The sequence below is a fragment of the Salinibacterium sp. ZJ450 genome, assembly GCF_011751885.2.
In the GTDB taxonomy this organism is placed as follows: Bacteria; Actinomycetota; Actinomycetes; order Actinomycetales; family Microbacteriaceae; genus Ruicaihuangia.
Genome location: NZ_CP061771.1, coordinates 2799849 through 2824360, shown reverse-complemented (window position 1 = coordinate 2824360; position 24512 = coordinate 2799849). Strand labels below are relative to the sequence as shown.

Genomic DNA, 24512 nt, shown 5'->3' with positions numbered 1-24512 from the left:
GACCGACAGAGTGATCGCCGACTTGAGGACGTCCGGCAGCCTCGGCGGGCGCGTGATGGAGTTGGATGCCCATGCTCTGGCGGGGTAGGGCGCGTTGATCGCTCATTTACCGATCACTCGAATCGGAAACCGAACAGTCCGCCATCCTCATAGTCGTCGGTCAGACGAGGCTCGATGACGTATTGCGCCAAGGAGACGCCACGACGTTCGACTTTGTCGAGCTCATCAGAATTCATCGTTACGACGTACTGGATCCCCTCTTCCTCACACACTTGTGTCGCGAGGTTGAGAGCTTTCGCCACCTGCCGCTCGTCAACTCCGTCAAAAAGGTGACTGTCGTGAACGAGAAAATCGGGACCGCGGCCCGCTCGATGCGCTAAAACCGCCCATGTCAGATCAAAACAGAAGACAACCATCTTTCCTATGCCTTGGCTGTCCTCGCCGCCGATGTGTGGCGCGATCTTAAGGCTCTTATCGAGAGCGACAATTTCGACGTACGCCTCGCGCTCTGGTCCGTATAGAGCCACGGCGAAGCGCTGAAAGAGCGAGTTGACCTCGTCTACGATGGACTCCCGCTCGTCGAGGTCCCGTGAGATCTGTTGTTGTAGCTTGCTTCGTTCGAACTTGATGTCGGCCTGCGTCGCTTCAAGTTTTCTTGCGGTCTCGTGCCTTGACTCCAGTAACTCCAGCGATGCACGCGCGTGCGACAGCTGATCGTGTAGCGCCGTGTATGCCTCTAGGGCCCCACCCTCATTTAGCATTCTCAGCAATCGCGCATGGTCGTGACCGAACCGTTCACGTTGAGCCTGTCGCTCGTCGAGGCGTTCTCGAGTGGAGTCAATCTCTTCCTGCAGGTATGTGCGGCGGTTCACCATGACGGAGTCATGGAACCGCCGCACCTCCTCGTAGGTTCGAACGACACCGTTTGGGATACTTACGCCAAGTTCGCTGTACACGCGCCCGACATAGTCCATTCCGGGCTCTGCCTCCGCTAGAATCGCGGACTCCAGATCCTGAAGATTTCGACGATCAGCGGCATCTTGAACCCGTAGGCCACGTATCTCCGCGTCAATCTCGTCGGCCTGCATCTGCAGCAGCTCGTGCTCCGGCAAAACGGTAAATGCGGCAACCTGGTCGGCAAGCTCGCGCGCGCGTCGGCTCGCAGCGGTGATCTGTCCGCGCAATTCGGAAGCGGATCCGATTACCAGGCCAAAGACCGGGTCTTTGGCCGCTTGCCGCAGCTTTTGTCTCAGTGACTCTCTCGCGGCAATCTTCTGATAGTCCGCAGCAAGACGCCAATCCAGGCCAAGGAGGTACGCCGCGTTAGTGGATGCCTCCGCTGCGCTTTGCTTCGCGAACGTCGTAACCGCGTCGTCCATGCCGTGTTGGCTAACGCGCCGAATGTACAGCGCAAGCAGTCCTCGAGCAGAAACGCCCGTGTGGTCCTCGGGAAGATCAAACAGGTCATGACCGATCGCCTTCGCCCATTCCACATTGGTCACCTGGTCGGCTACGGCGACAGCCTGCGTCGCATCAACCACATTCGGCGCCAGCAGTACTTTCGGGCGTTTCCTAAGCGATCGAGTGATCGAGATCTCAGACGCAGTCCGACGCCAATCCATCTCCAGCGTAAAGCTGTGGTCGCTAAGCGCGGAGTTCTTGAGTACCGAGTCTGTGAGTGTTCGCAGCCCCAGAAGAAAATGTAGGACCTCGATTAGCGAGGATTTTCCGGCACCGTTTCGACTGTCCGTGGACGTCGATTCACTCGCCCTATCGGCGACGAGGATGTTCAGGCCGTGGCGAAAGGTGATGCTCTTGAATCTTTCGTCATCGGATCGGAGCGATAAGAGCATTAGTTCTGACCTTTCTTGCGGAGGAGGCCCTCGTCATATTCGAGGGCGCCCAATGCAAACAGAACATCAACTGCAAGCACGAACCACCCAAACGAGATTGGGGCCGTGTGGCGATTTCGTTCCCGCCATTCCTTTAGGGACGCCCATGTCTGGCTGATTGTCATTGGTTCCTTGAGAACCATCGCGACTTGCGCCGCGACAGATACCAGCGCTCGCTGCGGAGCAATCCCTTTGGTCGGAGTAATCACGCCTGTGTCACCAGCGCAACGGGGGGTACCCAACCTGCCGGAGGATTATCGAAGATGTCACACCTCTGGAAGAAGTACGCGAGAACCGCAGTTTGAGCGCGATAAGCGGGGCCAGCCGTGGTCTTCGAGCCCGCAAGAAAGACGCGCAGCCTGAGCAGAATTTCTTCAGGCTCCGATACTGAGCGCTTTGCATCCACGTACTCTGCGCGGAATCGTGCAGCGACGTCATCCAGCTCGGTCACGTCGATCCGCTCGCCGTAGTAGGAATCGATCAATCCGCTATGTTTCATCCCGTCCCGGACCTCAGCCTGGCTTTCAACGGTCAGTTCGCTGTAGTGCAGCTTCTGGACCGAAACGGGCGAAGCAGTTCCAGGGTTGCTCGAGATGACACGATTTGCCGCGAGGTGCTGAAGCAAATCCTCCATTTCCTCCAGACCCACTGTGACCGTGTGCTCGATCGGAAGGGGCATCTTCAGCACATCTTCGACTGATATGCGGGCAGCGCCGCCCAACAGGTCTCGTATGTGACGCATGCCCATCAACTCGAATTGCAGTCCCGGATGGTCTGTACTCAGTGAGACGAGCTCCTCTGATATGTCGGGATGAACACCACGCACATCGTTGTGGACGAACACAAAGGTTGTGAATTGCCCGTTGCGCTGCCTTAGTGCGCTCTTAACATCGGATCGCAGCTTCGCGATTGATGCCGCGGCATTCGGGGTCTCGGGAGCGTAGCAGGCATACAGCTTCCCGAAGTGAAGGCTCATGCCGTCACTGCCCTTGTCCCCGAGTTTGCCGTGCGTGCGCACGTCCACGAATCCGGGAACGCAGAGGGTCATCACGTCGTGAAAGAAGTCCTCGAAGGAGTTGCCGGTCAATCCCCACATGACTGTCCACAGCATGGGCCGTAGCGAAAGTCGCTCGTAGAACTCCAAAGCGTGACCCCCATCACGTCGATTGACATCGCCAGCCTAACGACTTTCCATCGTGTGGCCCGACGGTTCAGTACCTTTCCTCAGTTTTTTCTACAGAGCCGTTCACGACGGGCTGATGGGCGACGGCTGAAGCTCGAGGAGTGCCACCGACGGTACGGGCAATATGGAAGAGGGCCGTACCTCCTACCAGCGAGCAATACCCATAACAACGATCACCACGCCGATCAGCGCCAGGATCACGCTGGTGAGGGCCTCACCGTTTCGACTCATCCACGACTGAACTCTCACCAGCCGAGGTTCCATACGGGCCGGCGCCGCGAGCGTTGCGATCACCGGCGCTGCAACGGTCGATGCCGCGATGAGGGTATAGATCGTGATCGCGAGCAGGGCGGATGACGCCGCCTCTGTATCGGCGCGAATCGAGAGCCCGGCAGCGCCAGCGAGCAGCAGCCCCTTCGGCCGCAGATTGAGGACAAACCCCAGGCCCAGCGCCGGCCACGGACCGAACCTGTCGACCTTCTTCAGCCACTTCGCCCCTGTCGATCTCGTCTGGTGGCGTGACCTCACCCAGGACCATGCCGCGACGCCGATGATTGCGACACCGAAAAAGATTTGGAGGGCGGCAATGACCGTGTCCGGTCGGCGCGGTGAACGGGAGGTGGGGACGCCCTGGGCCAGAAGCGTAAACAGGAAGAGCACGACGAAGATGCCGACGACCCAGCCGACAAGGAACGGCAGCGCTGCCCGGCCCCGGTTGGGGGAGAGCAGGATGAAGATACTCGCCATGATCGGTACCGAACTGAGCGCAGCCGCCAGCGCGATCGGGAGAATCGGAACGATCGCCTCCACTGGGCCGTCCCCCTTTCACCTGATCGAGGTTGAACCGCGATTCTAAGACTGTAGAACCGCACAGGTACAAGCGGCCGATCGGCCCCGCGTCATTCTGGCACTGGCAGGGCCATCGTCCCTCGTTTGGGGAGTGTCGGTCATCTGCGCTCCTCGGTTAGAAATGAGAGGCTTTCGAAAGGGGCGTCGAATGGGCACTGGTCCACGGGACTGGAGTCCTCCCGGTTATTGGGATGACCCGCCACCAGGGCCGCGACCTCGACGCTCCTATCCAGCGACGGCCGTGGCCGAGCGTCCTCGACCAGCACCGAAAAGAGACAGCCGCCTTCGCGGCCTCGTAGCAGTAATGTTCGGGCTGTTCGCTTGCTGGTGGCCGCTGTCATTGGCCGAACCCGGATTCCGCGGATTCGCGGTCACGACGGCTGGGATCAGCGCTATCTTTCTCGCGGTGAGCGCGGGTCGGGCCGGTTACCGGGTGTTGGCGACACTCGGCCTGCTCCTTGGTATTGCCGGAACGGTCCTCTGCGCTTGGAGCCTCTCCGCATACCAGTGGCCTGACACGGTTCCAGCTGCACCAACACTGACTTCGTTGACAGCGCCGGAGAGCGAGGCAATCACGCCCCTCGTGCCGGTTGAAGCCCGAGTCATCCCGCCGATCGAGGGGGCGAACATCGCGACGACACCCGATGGACAGCTTCGCGCGAACCTCAGGCATGTCGTGTTCTCGCTCGGTGCCGGGCTGAGTGGCGCACAGCAATTCGGGAGGTTACCGGCGCAGCTGTTCATCGCGGAGGACCGGATGATCTACACCGAGACCGCCACCTTCTCGAAGCTTCCGCCTGACATGGACCTGGGCTATGCGCCATCCGCCGACGGCCAGCACTTCTCGATTCGGGTGAGCGACGCGCTCAGTGGAATTGCTGTGAGCCTCAATTCGGCAGATGGACTGGTCGTTGACGAGTAGGAGCCGAGGCCCGTGCGGCGGTGTCGTGCATCGCGGCCAGCTCAGGAAGTTGTCGGCGCACTGCTCCGCTGGCGCGCTGCACCCTCAAGCACGAGCATCACCGAGAGCACGGCCACCACGATCACGATCGCCCAGATTGCGGCCACTGCTGCGAGCACCGGAACGGATACCGCGAGCACCAGCGCCGCGACGATGCGGATCACCGGCCAGGGCAGGTCGGCAAGGCGTCCGAAGATCGCCGTGGAGGCCGCGTAGGTGGTGAGTCCACTGGCGAGGGCGGCTGCACCGAACCAGCCGAACGGCTCGGTTTCCCCGATGTGCGCCATCGCCTCCTCGATGCCCAGCGCAGCCAGGATCACCCCGGCGACGATCAGGAAGTGCACGTAGGTGTACGCGTCGCGGGCAAGGACGACGCGCGCGGCATCCGTTCGATCATTCAACGCGTGCTCGCCCGCCGCCGAGATGCGCGCGAAATAGGCCCACCACAACAGGATCGAGAGCGTCACGGCGAACACGACGCCCACCGTGATCGGCCAGTCGATCGGCTCGCGGGCCACGCCGACGCCGACCGCGACGATCGATTCGCCGAGGGCGAGGATGACGATGAGTCCGTGTCGTTCCGCCCAGTGCGCGGGGGAGTGCAGGCGCCAACCGCCCCCGCCGCGCGAGCTGAAGTAGGTCAGCGCCGCTTCGTAGAGGAACGCGCCCAGCCAGATCCAGGTCTGGGCCGGACCGCCGACCAGCGCGCCCACGATGAGCGCCACAGACGCTGGCGCCATCGCGACGGCTTGGGTGAGCAAGACTTGGCGGCGTAGACCGGCATCGTCGCCTGCGGCCACCAAGTACAGCGTGATGTGCACGATGCGCACGAGTGTGTAGGCGAGCGCCAGCACGAGCGGCCCGTCCCATCCGCCGGGGAGGTCGTCGTAGGCCTCGGGGATGGTGAGCGCCGCGATGAATATCGCGATCATCGCGATGCTCATGCCAACCTGCATCACGCCCTGGTCGGCCGGCGCCTGATTCGCGAGCCACCCGTACGACACCCATGTCCACCACAGGAGCGCGAGCACCACGAGCGCTTGCAGGATGCCGAGTGGGCTGTGGGTGTCTGCCATCAGGCGGCTCACCTGAGTGAACGCGAACACGTAGACGAGATCGAAGAACAACTCGAAAGTCGTCACTCTGGCGGAGGCATCCGCGACGCGCACACGGGTCCCACTGAAGGGAGAGGATGCGCCACCTTCATTTCGCACTCGATCAGGATGCAGGATGCCGGGCGGGAAAGAAACGGGTCGGGACGGGCTACCAGCCCGGCCGAATGAGCTACCTTCAGAAACATGGTTTATGAGCCGAGCTTCTGGAGCTACCTCGTGACGATCCTGTGGGGGCTTCTCGTTGCCTTCGGGGCCGCGGTGCTCGCCTCCCTGATCGTGCTGATCATCGCCGCGATTCGCGCGCTCAACGCGTACTCGCACAATATGCGGCTGCGAACCGCGATCCTGCTTGCGGAGCACGAGGAGAGCTGACCGCGCGGTCGCTCCTCAAGTCAGTCCAGCAGCGGTGTCGCCCGTGGCCGGCGCGCGGATAGGGTGACGCCGAGGCTCGCGAGCGAGACCAGCACCAAGGCCAAGATCTGCAACCATCCGAGCGCTTCGCCGAGAATCACCAGGCCGGCCAGAGCGGCGACCGCCGGCCCCAAGCTGGAGAGCACCCCGAAGACTCGCGTGGGCATCCGCCGCAGCGCCACGAACTCGAGTGAGTAGGGCAGCACGGATGTCGCGATCGCGACGCCCACGAAGAAGATCAGGATCGTCGGATCCGCGGTAACGGAGTTGACCGCGCTCGCGGCGCCGAACGGCGTCGCGACGATCGCCGCGATCACCATCGCGACCGCGAGGGTGTCCAGCCCGCCGCCGGTGCTGCCCAGCCGGGAGCTCGCGAGAATGTAGACGGCCCAGAACACCCCGGCGACGGCGGCGAACAGCAATCCAATCCAGGAGAGTGTGGTGGTCGCCTCGAAGCCCAGCATGAGCACTCCGGCGAACGCGAGCAGCGCCCACGCGGCATCCGTGACCCTGCGCACCTGCGAGAGCGCGACCGCCAACGGGCCGAGGAACTCGACGGTCACCGCGATGCCGATCGGGATCTCGTCGATGGCCAGGTAGATGAAGCAGTTCATGCCGCCGAGAGCGAGCCCGAGTGCCGCGACGGTGATCCACGTCTGCCGCGTCCAGGACCTGACCTTGGGGCGGACCAGGGCTAGAAGGATCAGACTCCCGAGTACCAGACGCAGCGTCGCTGCGCCCAATGCACCTGTTTCATCGAAGAGCGTTCGCGCTGATGCGCTACCGAACTGCACCGAGACTATGGCGGCCACTGCGAGCACGGGCGGGGGAACTCGGTCAAGCAGGTGCACGGCACGAGCCTAGTGTCGCGAGTTCCTCGCCCGAGAAGTGGCGCGTCCGCGAGATGCCCGGGTGCGGGCGCACCGAACCGAACCGCGCGGAGGCTCTCACACAATGCGGTGCTACATAGCCCCGCGCGGTGTGAGAGACCCCGCACGGTTCACTGCGTGACACCGCCGTTCTCCTGCGGGGACAGGGATGTGGCTGTGGCGACTGGTCAGTCCAGCTCGTCGTCGAGGAACTCCTCGGCCAGCTCCATCGCGTCACGCCATCGGGAGCTGAAGATGTGCCCCTCGCCCTTGAGTCGCACCAGCCGAACGTCCGAGCCGGCCGCGTTCCAGACATCCGCTGTCGCCTCCGACCACTCGACCGGCGTGACCGGGTCGTCGGTGCCGTGGATGATCAGCAGCGGAGCCTCGGCACGGTTGGCGAACGTGCGGGCTGAGATGTCCTGCCAGAACGCCGGTCGGTCTTCCGGGGTGCCATACCGGGCGAAGATGCTCCCGCTCGTGGCGCCGGCCATCAGGCTCAGAACGTGCACGTTGTCGACCGCGTCGCTCGACGCCGGCGCGATCGCGACGACCGCGTCGATCAGGCCGGGCTGCGCAACCATCGCGTTGATCACCAGGGTGCCGCCCATCGAGTGACCCATCAGCGCGATGCGGTCCTCGTCAAGGTCGGAAAGGTCGGAGAGACCGGGCAGGCCGGATAGGTCGGCGGCCGCCAGGGCGCGCGCCGCGTTGATCACGTCGAGGGTGGCGCCCATGTCGATACTCAGCGCGGTCTCCGCCTTGGTGCCGGGCTGGCTGCTGCGCAGGTCGACGTTCAGCACGACGTATCCGGCTCGGGCGAAGTAGTCCCTCTCGGGATTCATGCGCCCGCCCTGAATGAATGAGTCCGGGTGGGTCAAGCCGTGCGCCAGCACGATGCCCGGGTACGGGCCGTCAGCGGTCGGGATGCTCAGCCCCGCGGTGATCGTGACACCGCCGCTCTGGTAGCTGGCGCTATACGTGGAGTAAGCGGCGACCTCGGTGGTCTGCTCGCCGATCTCCAGGCGCGGGTTCTCGTCGTTCTCGGCCAGCGTGCGCAGGGTCACCCGGTCTGACTCGGCGACCTCGTCCGGCCCGAACACCGAGTCGGATGCCGCGCACCCGCCGAGCAGCAGGGCGACGAGCACCGCCAGCCCGAGCGCGCCGCCGAGGTGTCTAGACGTCCCGAAGCAGGGCCGTTGCGGCATCCCGAGCCCTACGCGTTCAGTCATCGCGGCACTCCTCACAAGCCGCCCGCACCGCCGCCAGAGCACTGCTCCCATCGCGACATCCGGCAGCAGCCGACAGCCGAGCACCGCCGACCGCGCGCGCTTGCCGCACCAGCTGCCGAGGAGAGCCGAATTTTTCCGGCGCACGACGTCAGGCCGATTCGCTGTGGCTGTGGCTGTGAGTGTGTTCGCGGGGATGATCGACCAGACGCATCCCCAGTGCGGGGAGGGGGCGGGGATCGGGGTCGGGTTCGTACATGTCGGTCTCGGGGTCGATTGCGTACGTCCAGCGAGGCCCGTCCGCCGCAATCGCGCTCAGGGCATCGCCAAGGGCGTCCACGTCGGCTGTCGTAGAACCCAGCCCCATGCTCATGCGGGCGGCACCCGGGAGCCGCGCGTGATGACCGTCGCGCGTCTCGTCGAGCAGCCGATGCATCTCGGAGTCGTCGACCTTGAGAAGGCGCGCCATCAGCGGGTGTGCGCAGAAGCATCCGTGCCGAATGCCGATGCCATACTCGGCCGAGAGCGTCGCGGCGAGGAGGTCGTACGGCACTCCCCGCAGGCTGAAGGTGAGGAGGGCGACGCGCGGATGCCCCGCCGGCCAAACTCGGTAGTGCTCGAACCCATCGATGCCGGCCAGGCGTTTGCGGGCGTAGGCCAGCAGCTCGCGCTCTTCGGCGGCGATGCGATTCATACCGACCGCGCCGAGCGTGTCGCATGCGACTCCCAGCGCGACGGCGCCGATGACGTTGGGGGATCCCGCCTCCTGGCGGTCGGGGAGATCCGCCCACAGTGTCTCGTCGACGGTCACGAGCTTCACAGCGCCGCCACCGCGCAGGAATGGATCGCCCGACGAGAGCCAGTCGCGCTCGCCGATGAGCGCACCCGCTCCGTACGGCGCGTATAGCTTGTGACCCGAAAGCGCGAGGTAGTCGATTGCGTCGCGAGCCATGTCGATCGGTGCGTGCGGCGCGAGCTGCGCGGCGTCGACCAACACGCGCGCACCGTTCTCGTGCGCCACGCGAGCGACCTCACGGATGGGCCAAATCTCGCCGGTCACGTTGCTCGCCCCGGTGACCGTGACGATGTGTGGATCGTCGCTCCGCGGAAGCCTCCGTAGCGCGGTCTCGAGGTTCTCGAGCATCTCGGCAGGCGATTCGGGTATCGACAGGTATCGCACCCCGAACCTCTTCCAGGGCAGCAGGTTGGCGTGATGCTCGCCGGCGAATGCGACGACCTGGGTGCCCTCCTTGAGCGTGCCGGCGAAGAGGTTGATCGCATCGGTCGTGTTGCGTGTGATGATGACGGCGTCATCGTCGCGTGCGTTGACGAAGTGATGGATCGACTCGCGGGCGCCCTCGTACGCGGCGGTCGAGGCACGTGACTTGAAACCGGCGCCGCGGTGGACCGACGAGTACCAGCCGAGCAGTTGCTCCACGGCATCGTGAACCGTCTGGAGCGCGGGAGCCGATGCGGCATAGTCGAGGTTCACATAGCGTCGCATCTCGCCGGTGACCAGTGGCACCGCCGTGTCTGAGCCGACGAGGCGAACGAGTTCGCTTCCGTGGATGGTTGCAGATGTCGTGGCACTGGTGGCGCCCATGGGGCCATCGTACTCCGGCCGCCTTTCCTCGCCGTGGGCGGCAACGAAGTATCCGAGCGGCAAGCGCCGCGCCGCCGGCCCGTCCTCACATGCCGCGCCCGAAGCGCCGCCACAGCACGGCGTCCATCGCGCGGTCAGGCAGCAGCCGTCGCCCGATCACCGCGGACTTCGCGTGCGCGCCGATGGCGTACCGCGTCTTCGGATGCCGCGACTTCACCGCCGCGGCGATCGCGTCCGCGACCACCGACGGGTCGGAGCCGCGCTGCGGATGGTCGGCGGCCGCCATCTCGTCGGCGACGCTGCGCGCCAGCCGACCGTATGCGGTGCCGCCCGACACCTGCAGCAGGCTCTCGCGGGCGATGGTGCTCCACTCGGTGAGGATCGCGCCCGGCTCGATGATCACGACCGTGATGCCGAACGGCTTCAGCTCGAGCCGCAGCGAATCGCTGAGGCCCTCCACCGCGAACTTGGTGGCGTGGTACCAGGCGCCGAGCGGTTCGTAAATCTTGGCACCCATCGACGAGATGTTGATGATCTTGCCCGCGCCCTGCGCGCGCATGGTGGGCAGCACGAGTTGGGTCAGCCGCGCCATCCCGAACACGTTCACCTCGAACTGGGCCCGGCCCTCGCTGAGCGGCACGTCCTCCAGCGCGCCGTACGAGCCGTAGCCGGCATTATTCACGAGGATGTCGAGGCGTCCGGTGTCGGCGAGGATGCGGTCAACGCCCGCCGTCATGGATGCGTCGTCGGTGACGTCCATTTCCAGCAGGCGCACCCCGGCGACCTCAAGCGGCGACATCCGCTCCAGCCGGCGGGCCGAGCCGTAAACGGTGAGGCCGAGCCCGGCCAGGCGGCGGGCGGTGGCTTCGCCGATTCCGGATGACGCCCCGGTGACCAGCGCGACCTTCGGAACTCTCATGGGCGAACCCTACGCCGACCAGCCGAGCAACGACTCGCCGAGCATGACCGCGCCGAAGAGGGTCGGTAGGGCGGCGATCGGCACGAGGATCGTCCACCCCGGGTGGTTTCGCAGCAGCCAAATGGCGAGGACCAGCAGCGCCAGCCAGATCAGCCAGAGGGTGACGATGGCATCAAGAGGCGCGACGAGGCCGACGGCCACGAGGGGGATGCCGGTGGCGAGGTGCAGCACGAGTCCGAGCCAGCCGATCACGAGGCTCGGGATGGAACGGTTGCTGGTGGGAGGGGAAGCTGACACGGTCGCCTCTTCTCGTCGCTTGGACCCGACGGTAGCAGGATGTCGCGGCGCGATGCCTCGCGCAAATTGCTCGGGCTCCGGCGCAAGGCTGCGCAAGGCTGTGGCGGACGGCTCGTTGGTGGCACGCTGGTGCCATGGCTGCGGGCCGCCGGGCCCGTGAGATCGGCGGATTGACATGACCCTGTCGCTGGTGGGAAAGGTTGCGCTGGTTACCGGGGCCAGCCGTGGGGTTGGTCGGGGGATCGCACGAGGCCTGGGCGAGGCCGGTGCCACCGTTTACGTGGGCGGCCGCACGGTGGTGGAGGGGACCGCCGCCTCCCGGCTGCCGGGAACCGTGCAGACCACCGCCGAGGAGGTAACCGCACTGGGTGGTCGCGGCGTCGCCGCCCCGCTCGACGTCGGGGACGACGAGCAACTGCGGGCGCTGATTGCCCGCATCGACCGGGAGCATGGGCGCCTCGACATCCTGGTTAACAGTGCCTGGGGCGGATACGAGCGGTTCACCGATGGCAGCGAGTTCAATCCCGGACCGTTCTGGGAGCAGCCGCTGGCGCTGTGGGACTCCATGCACCGGATCGGGGTGCGCTCGCACTACGTCGCGTCCGCGCTCGCGGCGCCGCTGATGATCCGCAGCGGGCCGGGGCTGATCGTCTGCCTGTCCTCGTTCGCCGGGCAGGTGCGGGTGCCGCCGGTCGCCTACGCGGTGGCGCATGATGCGATCGACCGGCTGGCGAAAGACATGGCAGAAGACCTGAGGCCGCACCGCGTGGCATCCGTCTCGCTGTATCCCGGTCTGGTGCTCACCGAGAGTGTTGTTGCCAACCTGCAGTACTTCGCCGACCAACCGAACCGCGAGACTCCGCTGTTCGTCGGGCGGGCGGTGGCCGCGCTCGCCGCGGACCCGGACCTGTTCCGGCTGACCGGGCGCTGGCTGGTGGCCGCCGAAGTCGCGGCCGCCTACGGCGTGACGGACGAGGCGGGGGAGTTGCCCGACTCGAACCGGGCGTGGATCACCGGGGATCCGGTGCCGCCGTTCTGAGTGCACCGTGCGCTGTGCACCGTCGTTCTAAAAGCACTGCCTAGAACGGGAACTGGGCGTGCCCCTTCTGTTGGACCGTCACCCAGCGCAGCTCGCTGAATGAGTTGATGCCCGCCTGGCCGCCGAACCTGCCGTACCCGGAGTTTTGCGCCCCGCCGAACGGGGCCATCGGCTCGTCGTTGACCGGTTGGTCGTTCACGTGCACGATGCCGGTGCGCAGCCGCTGGGCGACGCTGATGCCCCGGGAGACGTTCTCGGTGATCACGCCCGCGGTGAGCCCCAACTTGGTGTCGTTTGCCAGGCGGATGGCGTCCTTCGCGCTCTTCGCCGGCAGCACCGTGGTGATCGATCCGAAGATCTCGTCGTGGTAGATGGACATCTCCGGGGTGGTGTCGGTGAGCACGGTCGCCGGAACCAGCGCGTGGTTGAGTTTCTGGCCGCCCGCGGCGATCTTCGCGCCCTTCGCTACGGCGTCGTCGATCAACTGGTACTGCCGCTCGGCGGCCTTCGCGTTCACGGCCGGGCCGATTACGGTGTTCGGGTCGGTCGGGTCGCCGGTCGGCAGGGTGGCGACCTTTGCCGCGAAGCGGTCGGTGAACTCGTCGGCGATGCTGTTGTCGACGATCACCCGGTCGATCGACATGCAGATCTGCCCGGCGTTCATGTAGGCGCCGAAGGTCGCCGCGTTCACGGCGTAGTCGAGGTCGGCGTCATCGAGCACGACCAGGCTGTTCTTGCCGCTGAGTTCCAGCACGGTGGGCTTGATGTGCTGTGCGGCGAGAGTGCCGACGATGCGGCCGACCTTGGTGGAGCCGGTGAAGTTGACGCAGCGCACCCGGTCGTCGCTGATCAGTGCGGTGACGACATCGGATGCATCGTCCCTGGCGTTGGTGATGACGTTCAGCACCCCGGCCGGAAGCCCCGCGTCCAGCAACACATCCGCGAGGAACAGCCCGCACGCCAGCGGGGCGTCTTCGCTGGGCTTCAGCACCACGGTGTTGCCAACCGCGAGCGGGATGGCCACGGCGCGCATGCCGAGGATCAGGGGCGCGTTCCACGGCGCCAGGGCGGCGACCACCCCGTACGGCTGCCGCACCGCGAGGGAGTACTTGCCGGGCAGGTCGGTGGCGAGCACTTCACCGAGCGGCGCGGTGCTGGCGGCCGCCGCGGAGCGCAGGATGTTCGCGGCCAGTGCGGCGTTGAACTGCGCCCAGCTGCTGACCCCGCCCACCTCCTGGGCCATCAGTTCGATCGCCTGATCGGTGCGTTCCTCGAAGAGGTCGGCGGCGCGCAGGAAGATCCTGGCGCGGGCGCTGGGGCTGGTGCTCGCCCAGCTTTCGAAGGCATCCGCTGCGGCGCCGACCGCCCGGTTCACGTCTTCGGTGCCGGCCGCCGCCACGGTGGCGTAGACCTCGCCGGTGTAGGGGTTGATGTCCTCGGTGGTCTTGCCGGATGCCGCTGGCACATGTTCGCCGTTGATGATCAGCTCGCGGGTGATGGTCATGTCGACTCCTTCGTCGATCGCCCCCGGACGCCTGGGCCCCCACCTCAGACAGTATCCGGGGCGGTGGCGGAAGGAAACCTCTAGCGGGAGCCGGCGGCTTCCAGGCTGGTTAGCAGCGCGCGCAGTTGCGCGGTGAGCCGCTCGCAGTCGTCAGCAGGTAGGGCTTCCAGCAGGCGCGCCTCGACATCGAGAACGGCGCGCAACACGGGGATCGTCTTTGCCTGTCCGGCATCCGTCAGCTGGATGAGCGCACCTCTGCCGTCCGACGGGTTCGTCTCGCGGGTGATCAGGCCAGCATCGAGCAGCTTCTTCATGCGCTTGGTGGTGCCGGCGGCGGAGCACAGCATGTTTGCAGAGATCTCGCTCGGGGTCATCGGCCGGCCGGAACGGGTGAGCAGGGCGAGGATGTCGAACTCTGAACGAGTGACGTCGAGTTCTTCGAGCACGCGGTCGGTGCGCGTCTCGATGAGCTGCGCGAGCCTGGCGATGCGCCCGATGATGCCCGCGGGTTCGGTATCCAGCCCGGGCTGGATTTGCGCCCATTGCGCTTGGGCCTTGTCGATGTAGTCGGTCACGGTGGTCACTCTACTTTTCTTTGGATGAATTCTCAGCTTATGGGTGATGCTCCTAGTGAGCGGTATAGGCGATAGGGGGAGTGCCCCTCCCGGGGGAGGGGCACTCTCTCGGCTACGGAAGCTGGGGTGCCTGCTTCTTGGCCGCGATCAGTTCGATCAGCAGCTGGTCGCGGGCCTTCAGCGTCTCGGCGAAGTCGTAGCCCTCGAGCTCCGCGTCCACGCCGGCAGCCATGGGGCCGATGTAGTCGTCGGTCTCCGGGTACTCGCCGAGGTCGCGTGCCCACTCGCGCTGCGCCGGCCCGATGTGCTCGAGCACGTGGGTGATGCCACCGTCGCCGCCCGAGGCGTGCAGGTTCAGGAACGGGCCGAGCAGTGCCCAGCGCAGTCCGGGTCCCTGCGAGATCGCGGTGTCGATGTCGGCAACCGACACGACGCCGTTCTCGACCAGCGAGAACGCCTCACGCCACAGGGCAACCTGCAGGCGGTTGGCGACGTGGCCCTTGACTTCCTTGTTGATCCGGATCGGACGCTTGCCGATGCGGGTGTAGAAGTCGAGCGCCTTCTGCACGCTTTCTTCGCTGGTCTGCTTGCCGCCGAGAACCTCGACGAGCGGGATCAGGTGCGGCGGGTTGAACGGGTGGCCGAGAACGATCCGCTCGGGGTGCTTTGCACCCTCCTGCGCGTCGCTGATCAGCAGCCCTGACGACGAGGTCGCGATGACCGTGTCGGCGGGAGCGGCCGCCTCGATGCCGGCGAGGATCGCGCGCTTGATGTCGATCCGCTCGGGACCGTTTTCCTGGATGAAGACGGCGTCCTTGACGGCGACGGCCACATCGCTCGAGAAGCTCAGGTTGTCGCGCGAGGCACCCTCGGCAAGGCCGAGCGTCTCCAGCGCGGGCCAGAACCCGTCGACCCATGCGCGCAGCCGACCTTCCGCACCCTCGGCGGGGTCGGATGCCGCGACGGTGAAGCCCTGGGCGAGGAAGTACGCGGTCCAGCTGGCTCCGATTACTCCGGTGCCGACGACGGCGACCTTCTCGTTGATTCGTGATTCAGTCATGATTTCTTACTTGCTTTCTACTGCTGCGCCCGCCGGGGCGAACTTGTCTTCCAGAGCGCTGCTGCCGCGGGTCATCATCAGGCCACCGATGATTGCCACGATGCTGGTCAGCGCGAACACCACCAGTGCCGCCGTCCAGCCGCCGGTGGCGGCGAACAGGGCGCCGCCGAGCAGCGGGCCGAGCGTTCCGAACAGGTAGCCGGTGCCCATCGAGAATCCAGCGATGGAGGCCGAGCCCTGCGCGGTGCGGGTGCGCTTGTTGAACATGGTGATGGCGAGCGGGAACGCGCCACCGCCGATGCCGGCGATGAACGCCCACAGCACTGCCTGCTCCGGAGCGATGATGATGCCGGTGTAGCCGATCGGGAAGACCAGCGCGAGGATCACCGCGACCGGCGCGACGTTCTTGAGCTTGGTCGCGAGGATTGGCGTGATGGCTGCCATCGGGAGCGTCAGGAAGGTGAACACCGAGAACGCGGCCGCGGCGTCAGCCTCCGACATCCCACCGTCCTGGAAGATGGTCGGCATCCAGGCCAGCATCGCGTAGGTGTTCAGTGACGCCATCGCGTAGAACAGTGCGGTACCGACGGCGATCGGGCTCTTGATGAGCTGGCCGAGGCCGAGCTTCGGACCGCTGGGAGCGGCCACGCTGTTCGCCGTCGTGAGTGTCGCGTTCCGCTTCTTGCGCAGCTTGACGAGCTGCACGATCCACGGCAGAGCGGCGAGCAGGGAAATGATTCCCCACGAGGCGATCGAGAAGCGCCATCCCGCTGCATTGGCAAGGGGGATCGCCGTCAGTGCGGGAAGCGTGGCGCCGGCCTGCATGAGCAGGGCGAACACGGTGAGCATGGCTCCCTGGCGGTCCGGGAAGTACTTCTTCACCAGCGGCGCACCCACCACGTTGCCAAAGCCCATACCGAACAGCGCAACGGCGCTCAGCACGAAGAACAGCGGAACGCTGTCGGTCAAGGCGCGACCGAAGGTACCGACGACAGCCAGAAGCATCGCCAGGGCGGCGGTGAGCTCGGGGCTCCAGCGTCGGATAATCACCGGGGCGAGGAAGCCAGCGATACCGAAGCTCAGCGTGGGCAGCATGCCCAGGAAGCTGGCGCCGGCAACATCGATGCCCATGTCTTCACGGATCGTGGTGAGAAGCGGCGACATCCCGGTGATCGCGTAGCGCAGCGTGATGCCGAGCAGCACGATGCCGATGATCAGGCCGACGCGGCCCTTCCACAGGCTGACCTTGGTGAGGCCGGATGCCGCGTCAGCGGGCGCAGCGGAGGGGGCCGCCGGAGCGGCCGAGGTAGTCGTAGTCATTACACGGCCGCCTTGGAGTCTGCGTCGATCGGGAACATCTGGCCGGAGATGGTGCGCGCGTGCGGTCCGGCGAGGAACACGATCAGCGCGGCGATGTCGTTGGGGTTGATGAACTGCTTCACCGACTGGTTGGCCATGGCGGAGTCGATCTCCTCCTGCACAGTGCGGCCGGAGACCGATGCGCGGCCCTCGAATACGCTCATGATGCGCGGGCCGTCGACGGCTCCCGGGTGGATGGTGTTCGAGGTGATGCCGAACGGGCCAAGCTCCATGGCGAGGGTCTTCGCGAAGCCGACCAGGCCCCACTTGGTGGTGGAGTACGCGACGCGGTTCGGGTAACCGAAGCGGCCGGCGAGCGACGACATGGTCACGATGGATGCGGCATCCGACTGCTTGAGCAGCGGGATGGCGGCCTGGGTGACCATGAAGGTGCCGGTGAGGTTGATCGACACAACTGCGGCCCACTGGGCGGCGTCGTACTCTTCGACGGGCGAGGTCGGGCCGGCGATGCCGGCGTTGTTGATCAGCACGTCGAGGCCGCCGAGCTCGCGCTGGACATCCTCGAACATGGCGGCGACGGATGCAGGGTCGCTGACGTTGGTGATCGAGCCGGTAATGTTTTCATGTTCGGCAGTGATGGCGCGCACTGCCTCTTCGTTAATGTCCGCGATGTGCACGCGGGCTCCCTCGGCGACAAACGCCTTCGCAACGGCCAGTCCGATGCCGCCGGCACCGGCAGTGATCAATACACGCTTGGACACGTGGTCTCCTCTAATTGTTTGGCCTGGGAGGTAACCCTGCGAAGGCCGGAATTTCTTTTACCGGAAAACCATAACACTTATTTCGCCGGTGTATTACTTTGCATAGAAATCTTTGGCGACCCGTTTTGGTGGAGGCGAGTAGCTCGTAGCTCGGGCGGAGAACGGCCGCTCGGGAGGCCGTTTCCTGCTGAAAACGTCCTCCCGAGCCGACTGTCTCCGCCCGAGCTATGCAGGCACGGCGCGTCAGTGCACCAGCTGGGCCTCGCTGGGCTCGACGTTGGTGTCGCGCTCGGGCGTGGCACCGATGAGTGGAGCTTTGGCCGTCTCCCGACTGACGAGCACCGCGATACCGGTGATCACGCACAGTCCGGTAAAGAAGAGCGCGATCAGCCCGGTGTTCGTGCCCCCGCCTCCTGCGGCAAGCAGCGCCGCGGCGATCAGCGGGGCGAGGCCGGCACCCAGGGTCGTCGCGATCTGATAGCTCAGCGAGACACCCGTGTAGCGAGCCTCGGTGCCGAACTTCTCGCTGATCCACGCGGCCAGCGGACCGTACATCAGGCCCTGCACGATCGGGTTGCCGATGATGAACGCGAGCAACAGGGCCCACGAGGAGCCCTCGGTGATCAGTGAAAAGAACGGCCAAATCAGCACGATGCCGAGCACCACACCGGTGAGCATCACCGGCTTGCGCCCGACGCGGTCAGAGAGGAGGGCGAACGCTGGAATGGTGAACATGTGGACGAAGTTGGCAATCGTCACCAGCACGAGTGCGGTCGTCCGGTCGTGGCCGACACCGACGGCGTAGTTCAGCGCGAAGGTCGCCAGCAGCGACTGCATGAACAACGGCGCGAGACCGCCGCCGATCGCGGTCAGCAGTTGCTTGGGGTAGCGGGTGAAGATCGTGACGAGCGGCACCGCGCGGTGCGTCGGGGCGGCCTTTCGCGCCGCTTCGAACTCGGGCGTCTCGGTCACCTTCAGTCGCATGATCATGGCGATGACGACGAGGATCGCGCTCATCAGGAATGGAACCCGCCAGCCCCAGGCCAGGAAGTCGGCTTCGGGCAGGGTGGAGAACGCGGTGAGCACGAGCGTCGCCAGCACGGCGCCGCCCGGGCCGCCGGAGGCGACCATGCTGGCAGCAAAGCCGCGTCCCTGCGGCTTTGCGTGCTCCATGCTCATGAGGGCCGCTCCTGCCCACTCCCCTCCCACGGCAATGCCCTGGATCACGCGCAGCGTGACCAGGATGACCGGCGCGGCGGCGCCGATCTGGTCGTGCGTCGGCAGCAGACCGATGGCGAAGCTGATGACCCCCATGATCGTCAGCGTGATCACCAGCATCTTCTTGCGGCCCAGCCGGTCACCGAAGTGGCCGAAGAGGATGCCGCCGAGCGGGCGCGCGACATAGCCCGCGGCGAGCGTCGCAAACGAGGCGATGGATGCCGCGACTGGATCCAGATCCTTGAAGAAGAGAACGGGGAAGACCAGGCTCGCGGCCGTGCCGTACAGCAGGAAGTCGTACATCTCGACCGTGGTGCCGAGGTAGCTTGACACCATCGCGCGCCGACGGGCGCGGTCGGTGGGTGTGGAAAGGGTAGTGCTTCGGCTCATTGAAACTCCATTGTTTTCGAGGCCGCGCCTTAGAGGCGGAGGGCTGTGCACATATCGCACGAATACGTGCGGATAGTGAAATACAGAATCAGGGTTGACGTGGCGGTTGTCAAGTTCGGGTCGCGGTAGCGTGTGCTCATGACTATCGAGAAGGCTGCGAACGCCGGCCCGGGCGGAGCGCAGACGCTCGCCCGTGGCATCCTCGCCCTTCAGCATGTGGCGGAGTCGGGCGTTGGCCTCTCCACTCAGGAAGTAGCCGACCTGCTCGGCGTCCACCGCACGATCTCGTATCGCATTCTTTCCACGCTGGCCGAGGCGAATCTGATCGCGAAGGGCAAGGATGGGCGCTATCGCGGTGCCGCTGGCCTCCTGAAGCTCTCCGCCGGCGCCTATCTGGCGCTGCGCGAAACGGCAGTGCCCATCATGCGCGACCTGGCCAATGAGCTCGCGTCAACCGTGTCGCTGCTGGTGCCGGAGGGCAACGAGGCCGTCGCCATCGCCGTCGTCGAACCGCAGGGCGCCCGCTACCACATTGCGTTCGCCGAGGGCAGCAGGCACCCGCTCGACCGGGGCGCCGCGGGACACGCGATCCGCGCGCAGTTCCCACCGATCGCGAGCGATCCGGAACCGGTGCGGCGGGCCCGCGAACTCGGATACGCGCGCACTTTTGGCGAAGTCGAGCCGGGAGCCCACGGCTTGGCCGTGCCCTGCCCGGCCCTCGGTCTCACTGCCTGCCTCAACCTCATCACCTACCGCGAAGACGTTGTCGACGGAGCGGTGGACCGGATGATCGTTGCCGCACGCGAGATCAGCGCCGCCAACAGCTGATCAGATCCCGCGGTTGACAGCGGGGTCGAACCATGTCATCGTCTTGTACACATAACGCACGCAGACGAGCGTTATGTGAACAGCTAGGAGTCAACGGTGACCAATGTTTCTTCCCCCCAACTGAGCACCGATGTCGCAATCATCGGTGCCGGGCCAGCAGGGCTGAGCCTCGCCAACCTGCTCGGCCGCTACGGGGTGCGCGCGACCCTGTTGGAAGCCCGCGATACGCTGATCGATTTCCCTCGCGGCGTCGGTCTGGATGACGAGTCCCTCCGGTCGATGCAGGCCATGAAGCTGACCGACGCCGTGCTGCCGCACACGACCCCTCAGCACGTGATGCGGATGGTCAACGGGCGTGGCCGCGTGATGGTCGAGATCCGTCCGGGCACCGACGAGTTCGGCTGGTCGCGGAGGAACGGGTTCCTGCAGCCACTGGTGGACCGCGCTCTCTACGAGGGTCTCGCTCGATACGAGCACATCGACGTTCGCTTCGGCCACACCGTCGAAACCCTCGACGACCGCGGTGACCACGTCATGGTCACTGCGAACACCGACAGCGGCACCACCACCCTGCGCGCACGATTCGTCGTCGGCGCGGATGGAGGAAAGAGCCTCACCCGCCACCACATCGGCACCAGCTTCAAGGGACAGTCGCCGTCAACCCGATGGCTGGTTGTCGACTGCAACGACGACCCGCTCGGCACGCCGAACGTCTTCCTCGGCGCAGACCCGCGTCGCCCCTATGTGTCGATCGGGCTGCCTCACGCGGTTCGCCGCTTTGAGTTCATGCTGTTCGACCACGAACCAGACGAACTGGTCGAGGACGAGGCATTCGTCAACTCCCTGCTCGCCCCGCACGTCACCAACCCGAGCGGCCTGAACTTCATTCGCAAGCGTGTGTACACCCACCACTCGCGCATCGCCGGCAACTTCCGCAGCGGCAACATCTTCCTCGCCGGCGACGCTGCCCACCTCATGCCGGTCTGGCAGGGACAGGGCTATAACTCCGGAGTGAGGGATGCCACGAACCTCGCCTGGAAGCTCGCCTCGGTGGTCAAGGGCTTGAGCTCGGACGGCATGCTCGACAGCTACGACCAGGAGCGTCACGCTCACGCCAAGGCGATGATCGACCTGTCGACTTCATTCGGGAAGATGATCAAGCCCACTAACCGGCTGGTTGCCGGAGCCCGTGACGCCGCCTCGGCGGTGCTCAACCTGTTCCCCTCGGTCAAGGACTACTTCGCCCAGATGAAGTACAAGCCGATGCCGCGCTACACCCGCGGGGTCGTCGTCGACGCGAGCGATTTCACGCCGGGCCGCTCGTCGGCCGAACTCAACCGTGATCACACCGCATTCCGCTCGGCGAACACCACAGTCTCGCCGGTCGGCACCCAGTTCATCCAGCCGCTGGTCCAGACACCCGACGGTAAGCAGGTGCTCCTCGACGAGGTGACCGGCGATTGGTGGAGCGTGCTCATCTGGGCCGGCAGCACGGGGCAAGCCTTCGACCGGGCCGCACTCGACACACTCCGCCGGATGGGCGCGAAGGTGGTCTGCGTGCTGCCGATGACCCAGCTCGGTCACGAACCGGACCTCGGCGGCAGTGCCGGAGTCGACACCGCGGTTATCGGTGACGTCACCGGCAAGCTCAAGCTCTGGTTCGACCAGCGCCCGACACCGGTACTGTTCCTGCGGCCCGACCGTTTCGTGGCCGCCGCCTGCCTGATCGAAGACGCCTCTGCAACCGTCGCTGCCCTTGCCGCGGCCGTGCATCTGACCCCGGCATCCATCTCACCCGTGCTGGTCCAACCGGTTCAGAGCACGAACAAGACCACGAAGAAAGAAGCTGTCAATGCGTGAGTTCACGAGTGTTTGGTCTGATCTGGCTGAGGTGTCGTTCAGCCAGGGGTTCATCGAGCATGCCGGCTACCGCACCCGCTACCTGCATACCGGCGACACGTCGAAGCCGACCCTGCTGATGCTGCATGGCATCACCGGGCACGCGGAGGCGTATGCCCGGAACCTGCGTTCGCACGGGGAGCATTTCTCGGCGTGGGCGATCGATTTCATCGGGCACGGGTACTCGTCGAAGCCGGAGCATCCGTTGGAGATCAAGCACTATATCGACCAGGTGCTGACCTTCATGGACGCCATCGGCGTTGAAAAGGCGTACTTCAGCGGCGAGTCGCTCGGCGGCTGGGTGACCGCGAAGCTGGCGCAGCTGTACCCGGAGCGGGTGGAGCGGATCGCGCTGAACACCATGGGCGGCACCATGGCGAACCCGCAGGTGATGGAGCGGCTCTACACCCTGTCCACCGAGGCGGCGAACGACCCATCCTGGGCGCGGGTCAAGACCCGGCTGGAATGGTTGATGGCCGACCCGACCATGGTCACCGATGACCTGATCAAGACCCGGCAGGCGATCTTCCAGCAGCCGGACTGGCCGATGGCGTGCCAGATGAACATGGCGCTGCAGGACCTCGAAACCCGGAAGCGCAACATGCTCTCCGACGATGACCTGCGCGCCATCCAGGCGGAAGCGCTGGTGATCTGGACCACCAAGGACCCGTCCGGCCCGGTCGATGAGGGCCGCCGGATAGCGGGGCTGATCCCGAACGGGTCCCTAGCGGTGATCGAGAACGCCGGGCACTGGCCGCAGTACGAGCAGACCGAGATCTTCGACCAGATCCACCTGGACTTCCTGCTGAACCGCAACTGACCGGCATCCCGAAAGAAGAGGACAGAAGCAATGACGCTCGCACTAGTGACCATGTCGCACAGCCCCCTGCTGGAGTACGTCGACCCGCCCGCCGACGTGAAAGCGGCGGTCGAGGCGGCCTTCGACCAGGTCCGCTCGTTCGTGCGCGAGTACGACCCGGATCTGGTGATCAACATCGGCCCGGACCATTACAACGGGTTCTTCTACGACATCATGCCGCCGTTCTGCATCGGCTATGAGGCGGTCGGCGTCGGCGACTTCGGCACCCAGGCAGGCCCGCTGGACGTGCCCACCGACACCGCCCGGGCACTCACCGAGTACCTGATGGAGCACGGCATCGACATGACCGTGTCGCTGCGGATGGAGGTCGACCACGGCGCGGTCCAGCCGATGGAGATCATCTACGGTGATTTCACCGCGAAGCCGATGCTGCCGATCTTCATCAACTCGGTCGCGCCGCCATTCGCCCCGCTGAAGCGGATCCGGCAGCTCGGCGAGCTAATCGGACGGTTCGCCAGCACCGAACTGGCCGACAAGAAGGTGCTGCTGATCGGCTCCGGCGGGCTCTCGCACGAGCCGCCGGTGCCGCAGATCGCGACCGCAACCCCCGAGGTGCGCGAGGCGCTGCTCGGCGGCGGCCGGCACCTCACCCCGGAGGCCCGCGACGCGAGGCAGCAGCGGGTGATCAACGCGGCGCGAGACTTCGCCGCCGGGATCAACGTGGTGAAGCCGCTGGCCCCGGAATGGGACCAGGAACTGATGCGCATCCTCGCCTCCGGCGACCTGACCCCGCTCGATGCCTGGTCCCCGGACTGGATGAGCGAGGTCGCCGGCAACTCCTCACACGAGGTGCGCACCTGGATCGCCGCCTACGCCGCCCTCGGCGCCGTCGGTGACTACACGGTCGACTACTCGTTCTACAAGCCGATCCCGGAGTACATCGCCGGCTTCGGCGTCACCTACGCAACACTGAACTCATGACGACCACGACTCGAAACGCCCTGATCGCCCGCGAGCTGCTCGAGGCGGACCGCACCGGCCAGCCGGTTCCCCGCCTGACGCACCGCTTCGATGGGCTGAGCGTGGATGACGCGTATGCCATCCAGTCGATGCAGCTGGAGGAGCACCAGGCGGCCGGGCGGGTGCTGGTCGGACGCAAGGTCGGGCTCACGTCGCTGGCGATGCAGAAGCAGCTGGGCGTCGACTCTCCCGACTTCGGTTACTTCTTCGACGACATGGTCTACGGAGACGGCGCCGCCATCCCGGTGGCAAGGTTCATCGCCCCCAAGGTGGAGCCCGAGTACGCGTTCGTACTGGCACACGACCTGACCGGGCCGGGCGTCAGCCTCGAGGACGCCGCGGCCGCGGTCGCGAGCGTGCATCCCGCGATCGAGATCATCGATTCCCGGATCGCGAATTGGGACATCGGACTGGTTGACACGATCGCCGACAACGCCTCCTGCGGCGCGATCGTGGTGGGCCGCGAGACGCTGGATATTCCAACGGAGGAGCTCGGCAAGGTGGAGTGCGTGCTGCGCTTTGACGGCGTGGCGGTGGACAGTGGGCTCGGCTCCGCCGTGATGGGTAACCCGTTGGCTCCGCTGGCCTGGCTGGCGAACGTGCTGGGGGAGCGGGGCGTCACCCTCAAGGCTGGGCAGACTGTGCTGCCGGGCGCGTTCATGGCGGCCGCCCCCGTCGAGCCAGGCCTACACGTGACCGCTGACTTCGGTGTGCACGGCGCACTCTCCGTGTCGTTCGTCTGATCCTTCC

General features: G+C 65.6%; 24 protein-coding genes. 8 read left to right on the top strand and 16 right to left on the bottom strand.

Translation table 11 applies throughout. The features are described 5' to 3' along the window. Positions 1 to 113 precede the first annotated feature (113 nt). The 4 genes from HCT51_RS13645 to HCT51_RS13635 all read right to left on the bottom strand — a co-directional run bounded on the left by HCT51_RS13645 (position 114) and on the right by HCT51_RS13635 (position 3885). A complete protein-coding gene (locus tag HCT51_RS13645) occupies positions 114 to 1853 on the bottom strand; it encodes an ABC-three component system protein (protein WP_166877704.1) in 1740 nt (579 codons plus the stop codon). Further along, positions 1853 to 2101, bottom strand: coding sequence for an ABC-three component system middle component 6 (locus tag HCT51_RS19030; protein ID WP_166877708.1), 249 nt, complete (start codon positions 2099 to 2101; stop codon positions 1853 to 1855). The genes HCT51_RS13645 and HCT51_RS19030 overlap by 1 nt, the downstream gene beginning before the upstream one ends. Beyond that, on the bottom strand, positions 2098 to 3003 hold the full coding sequence (locus HCT51_RS13640; protein ID WP_224760500.1) for an ABC-three component system protein: 906 nt from the start codon (positions 3001 to 3003) through the stop codon (positions 2098 to 2100). Before HCT51_RS13640 ends, HCT51_RS19030 begins: the two co-directional genes overlap by 4 nt. A 216-nt stretch (positions 3004 to 3219) precedes the next feature. Then, positions 3220 to 3885, bottom strand: coding sequence for a GAP family protein (locus HCT51_RS13635; RefSeq protein ID WP_166877717.1), 666 nt, complete (start codon positions 3883 to 3885; stop codon positions 3220 to 3222). A 586-nt stretch (positions 3886 to 4471) separates the two neighbouring features. Here HCT51_RS13635 and HCT51_RS13630 point away from each other — a divergent pair. Then, positions 4472 to 4846, top strand: a complete 375-nt coding sequence (locus tag HCT51_RS13630; RefSeq protein ID WP_166877720.1) for a hypothetical protein — start codon at positions 4472 to 4474, stop codon at positions 4844 to 4846. Positions 4847 to 4887: 41 nt separating this feature from the next. Here the strand turns inward: HCT51_RS13630 and HCT51_RS13625 are convergent, their stop codons facing one another. Then, a complete protein-coding gene (locus HCT51_RS13625) occupies positions 4888 to 6027 on the bottom strand; it encodes a low temperature requirement protein A (RefSeq protein WP_166877723.1) in 1140 nt (379 codons plus the stop codon). A gap of 156 nt (positions 6028 to 6183) precedes the next feature. On the opposite strand from HCT51_RS13625, the gene HCT51_RS13620 reads away from it, so the two are divergent. Next, positions 6184 to 6372, top strand: a complete 189-nt coding sequence (locus tag HCT51_RS13620) for a hypothetical protein (RefSeq protein WP_166877727.1) — start codon at positions 6184 to 6186, stop codon at positions 6370 to 6372. A 20-nt stretch (positions 6373 to 6392) separates the two neighbouring features. Here HCT51_RS13620 and HCT51_RS13615 read toward each other — a convergent pair whose 3' ends face one another. From HCT51_RS13615 to HCT51_RS13595, 5 genes are all read right to left on the bottom strand, one after another. Next, complete coding sequence (locus HCT51_RS13615) at positions 6393 to 7262, bottom strand: EamA family transporter (protein WP_224760499.1); 870 nt, start codon at positions 7260 to 7262, stop codon at positions 6393 to 6395. Positions 7263 to 7468: 206 nt separating this feature from the next. Next, on the bottom strand, positions 7469 to 8512 hold the full coding sequence (locus HCT51_RS13610) for an alpha/beta hydrolase family protein (protein ID WP_166877730.1): 1044 nt from the start codon (positions 8510 to 8512) through the stop codon (positions 7469 to 7471). A gap of 148 nt (positions 8513 to 8660) precedes the next feature. Then, positions 8661 to 10112, bottom strand: a complete 1452-nt coding sequence (locus tag HCT51_RS13605) for an aminotransferase class V-fold PLP-dependent enzyme (RefSeq protein WP_166877732.1) — start codon at positions 10110 to 10112, stop codon at positions 8661 to 8663. 85 nt (positions 10113 to 10197) lie between these two features. Further along, the gene (locus HCT51_RS13600) at positions 10198 to 11031 is read right to left on the bottom strand and encodes an oxidoreductase (protein ID WP_166877735.1); all 834 of its coding nucleotides are present in this window, start codon (positions 11029 to 11031) and stop codon (positions 10198 to 10200) included. Positions 11032 to 11040: 9 nt separating this feature from the next. Then, positions 11041 to 11328: a hypothetical protein gene (locus tag HCT51_RS13595; RefSeq protein ID WP_166877740.1), complete on the bottom strand. Its 288-nt coding sequence runs from the start codon at positions 11326 to 11328 to the stop codon at positions 11041 to 11043. Positions 11329 to 11503: 175 nt separating this feature from the next. Here HCT51_RS13595 and HCT51_RS13590 point away from each other — a divergent pair, with 175 nt between their 5' ends. Next, the gene (locus HCT51_RS13590) at positions 11504 to 12367 is read left to right on the top strand and encodes an SDR family NAD(P)-dependent oxidoreductase (RefSeq protein WP_166877743.1); all 864 of its coding nucleotides are present in this window, start codon (positions 11504 to 11506) and stop codon (positions 12365 to 12367) included. Between the two features lie 40 nt (positions 12368 to 12407). Here the strand turns inward: HCT51_RS13590 and HCT51_RS13585 are convergent, their stop codons facing one another. From HCT51_RS13585 to HCT51_RS13560, 6 genes are all read right to left on the bottom strand, one after another. Next, positions 12408 to 13871 carry an aldehyde dehydrogenase family protein gene (locus HCT51_RS13585; protein ID WP_166877746.1) on the bottom strand — a complete coding sequence of 488 codons (1464 nt, stop codon included), beginning with the start codon at positions 13869 to 13871 and terminating at the stop codon, positions 12408 to 12410. A gap of 80 nt (positions 13872 to 13951) precedes the next feature. After that, a complete protein-coding gene (locus HCT51_RS13580; protein ID WP_166877749.1) occupies positions 13952 to 14446 on the bottom strand; it encodes a MarR family winged helix-turn-helix transcriptional regulator in 495 nt (164 codons plus the stop codon). 112 nt (positions 14447 to 14558) lie between these two features. Further along, the gene (locus tag HCT51_RS13575; RefSeq protein WP_166877753.1) at positions 14559 to 15506 is read right to left on the bottom strand and encodes a 3-hydroxyacyl-CoA dehydrogenase NAD-binding domain-containing protein; all 948 of its coding nucleotides are present in this window, start codon (positions 15504 to 15506) and stop codon (positions 14559 to 14561) included. 6 nt (positions 15507 to 15512) lie between these two features. Next, positions 15513 to 16826 carry an MFS transporter gene (locus HCT51_RS13570; RefSeq protein ID WP_166877778.1) on the bottom strand — a complete coding sequence of 438 codons (1314 nt, stop codon included), beginning with the start codon at positions 16824 to 16826 and terminating at the stop codon, positions 15513 to 15515. Beyond that, positions 16826 to 17587, bottom strand: a complete 762-nt coding sequence (locus HCT51_RS13565) for an SDR family oxidoreductase (protein WP_166877782.1) — start codon at positions 17585 to 17587, stop codon at positions 16826 to 16828. The genes HCT51_RS13570 and HCT51_RS13565 overlap by 1 nt, the downstream gene beginning before the upstream one ends. Positions 17588 to 17830: 243 nt before the next feature. Next, the gene (locus HCT51_RS13560) at positions 17831 to 19195 is read right to left on the bottom strand and encodes an MFS transporter (RefSeq protein ID WP_166877786.1); all 1365 of its coding nucleotides are present in this window, start codon (positions 19193 to 19195) and stop codon (positions 17831 to 17833) included. 138 nt (positions 19196 to 19333) lie between these two features. Between HCT51_RS13560 and HCT51_RS13555 the strand changes: the two genes are divergently transcribed. From HCT51_RS13555 to HCT51_RS13535, 5 genes are all read left to right on the top strand, one after another. After that, positions 19334 to 20023 (top strand): IclR family transcriptional regulator, encoded by a 690-nt coding sequence (locus tag HCT51_RS13555; RefSeq protein ID WP_166877789.1) that lies wholly within the window; start codon positions 19334 to 19336, stop codon positions 20021 to 20023. Between the two features lie 96 nt (positions 20024 to 20119). Further along, on the top strand, positions 20120 to 21883 hold the full coding sequence (locus HCT51_RS13550; RefSeq protein ID WP_191413633.1) for a bifunctional 3-(3-hydroxy-phenyl)propionate/3-hydroxycinnamic acid hydroxylase: 1764 nt from the start codon (positions 20120 to 20122) through the stop codon (positions 21881 to 21883). After that, a complete protein-coding gene (locus tag HCT51_RS13545; RefSeq protein ID WP_166877792.1) occupies positions 21876 to 22742 on the top strand; it encodes an alpha/beta fold hydrolase in 867 nt (288 codons plus the stop codon). Before HCT51_RS13550 ends, HCT51_RS13545 begins: the two co-directional genes overlap by 8 nt. A gap of 30 nt (positions 22743 to 22772) precedes the next feature. Then, complete coding sequence (locus HCT51_RS13540) at positions 22773 to 23723, top strand: 3-carboxyethylcatechol 2,3-dioxygenase (RefSeq protein WP_166877794.1); 951 nt, start codon at positions 22773 to 22775, stop codon at positions 23721 to 23723. Continuing rightward, complete coding sequence (locus HCT51_RS13535; protein WP_166877797.1) at positions 23720 to 24505, top strand: 2-keto-4-pentenoate hydratase; 786 nt, start codon at positions 23720 to 23722, stop codon at positions 24503 to 24505. Before HCT51_RS13540 ends, HCT51_RS13535 begins: the two co-directional genes overlap by 4 nt. Positions 24506 to 24512 lie beyond the last annotated feature (7 nt).

Excerpts from the sequence above, each read along its gene's own strand:
- HCT51_RS13645 (WP_166877704.1), bottom strand. The coding sequence starts at position 1,853 with ATGCTCTTATCGCTCCGATCCGATGACGAAAGATTCAAGAGCATCACC.
- HCT51_RS13640 (WP_224760500.1), bottom strand. The coding sequence starts at position 3,003 with ATGCTGTGGACAGTCATGTGGGGATTGACCGGCAACTCCTTCGAGGAC.
- HCT51_RS13620 (WP_166877727.1), top strand. The coding sequence starts at position 6,184 with ATGGTTTATGAGCCGAGCTTCTGGAGCTACCTCGTGACGATCCTGTGG.
- HCT51_RS13610 (WP_166877730.1), bottom strand. The coding sequence starts at position 8,512 with ATGACTGAACGCGTAGGGCTCGGGATGCCGCAACGGCCCTGCTTCGGG.
- HCT51_RS13605 (WP_166877732.1), bottom strand. The coding sequence starts at position 10,112 with ATGGGCGCCACCAGTGCCACGACATCTGCAACCATCCACGGAAGCGAA.
- HCT51_RS13600 (WP_166877735.1), bottom strand. The coding sequence starts at position 11,031 with ATGAGAGTTCCGAAGGTCGCGCTGGTCACCGGGGCGTCATCCGGAATC.
- HCT51_RS13590 (WP_166877743.1), top strand. The coding sequence starts at position 11,504 with ATGACCCTGTCGCTGGTGGGAAAGGTTGCGCTGGTTACCGGGGCCAGC.
- HCT51_RS13585 (WP_166877746.1), bottom strand. The coding sequence starts at position 13,871 with ATGACCATCACCCGCGAGCTGATCATCAACGGCGAACATGTGCCAGCG.
- HCT51_RS13575 (WP_166877753.1), bottom strand. The coding sequence starts at position 15,506 with ATGACTGAATCACGAATCAACGAGAAGGTCGCCGTCGTCGGCACCGGA.
- HCT51_RS13570 (WP_166877778.1), bottom strand. The coding sequence starts at position 16,826 with ATGACTACGACTACCTCGGCCGCTCCGGCGGCCCCCTCCGCTGCGCCC.
- HCT51_RS13560 (WP_166877786.1), bottom strand. The coding sequence starts at position 19,195 with ATGAGCCGAAGCACTACCCTTTCCACACCCACCGACCGCGCCCGTCGG.
- HCT51_RS13555 (WP_166877789.1), top strand. The coding sequence starts at position 19,334 with ATGACTATCGAGAAGGCTGCGAACGCCGGCCCGGGCGGAGCGCAGACG.
- HCT51_RS13545 (WP_166877792.1), top strand. The coding sequence starts at position 21,876 with ATGCGTGAGTTCACGAGTGTTTGGTCTGATCTGGCTGAGGTGTCGTTC.
- HCT51_RS13540 (WP_166877794.1), top strand. The coding sequence starts at position 22,773 with ATGACGCTCGCACTAGTGACCATGTCGCACAGCCCCCTGCTGGAGTAC.
- HCT51_RS13535 (WP_166877797.1), top strand. The coding sequence starts at position 23,720 with ATGACGACCACGACTCGAAACGCCCTGATCGCCCGCGAGCTGCTCGAG.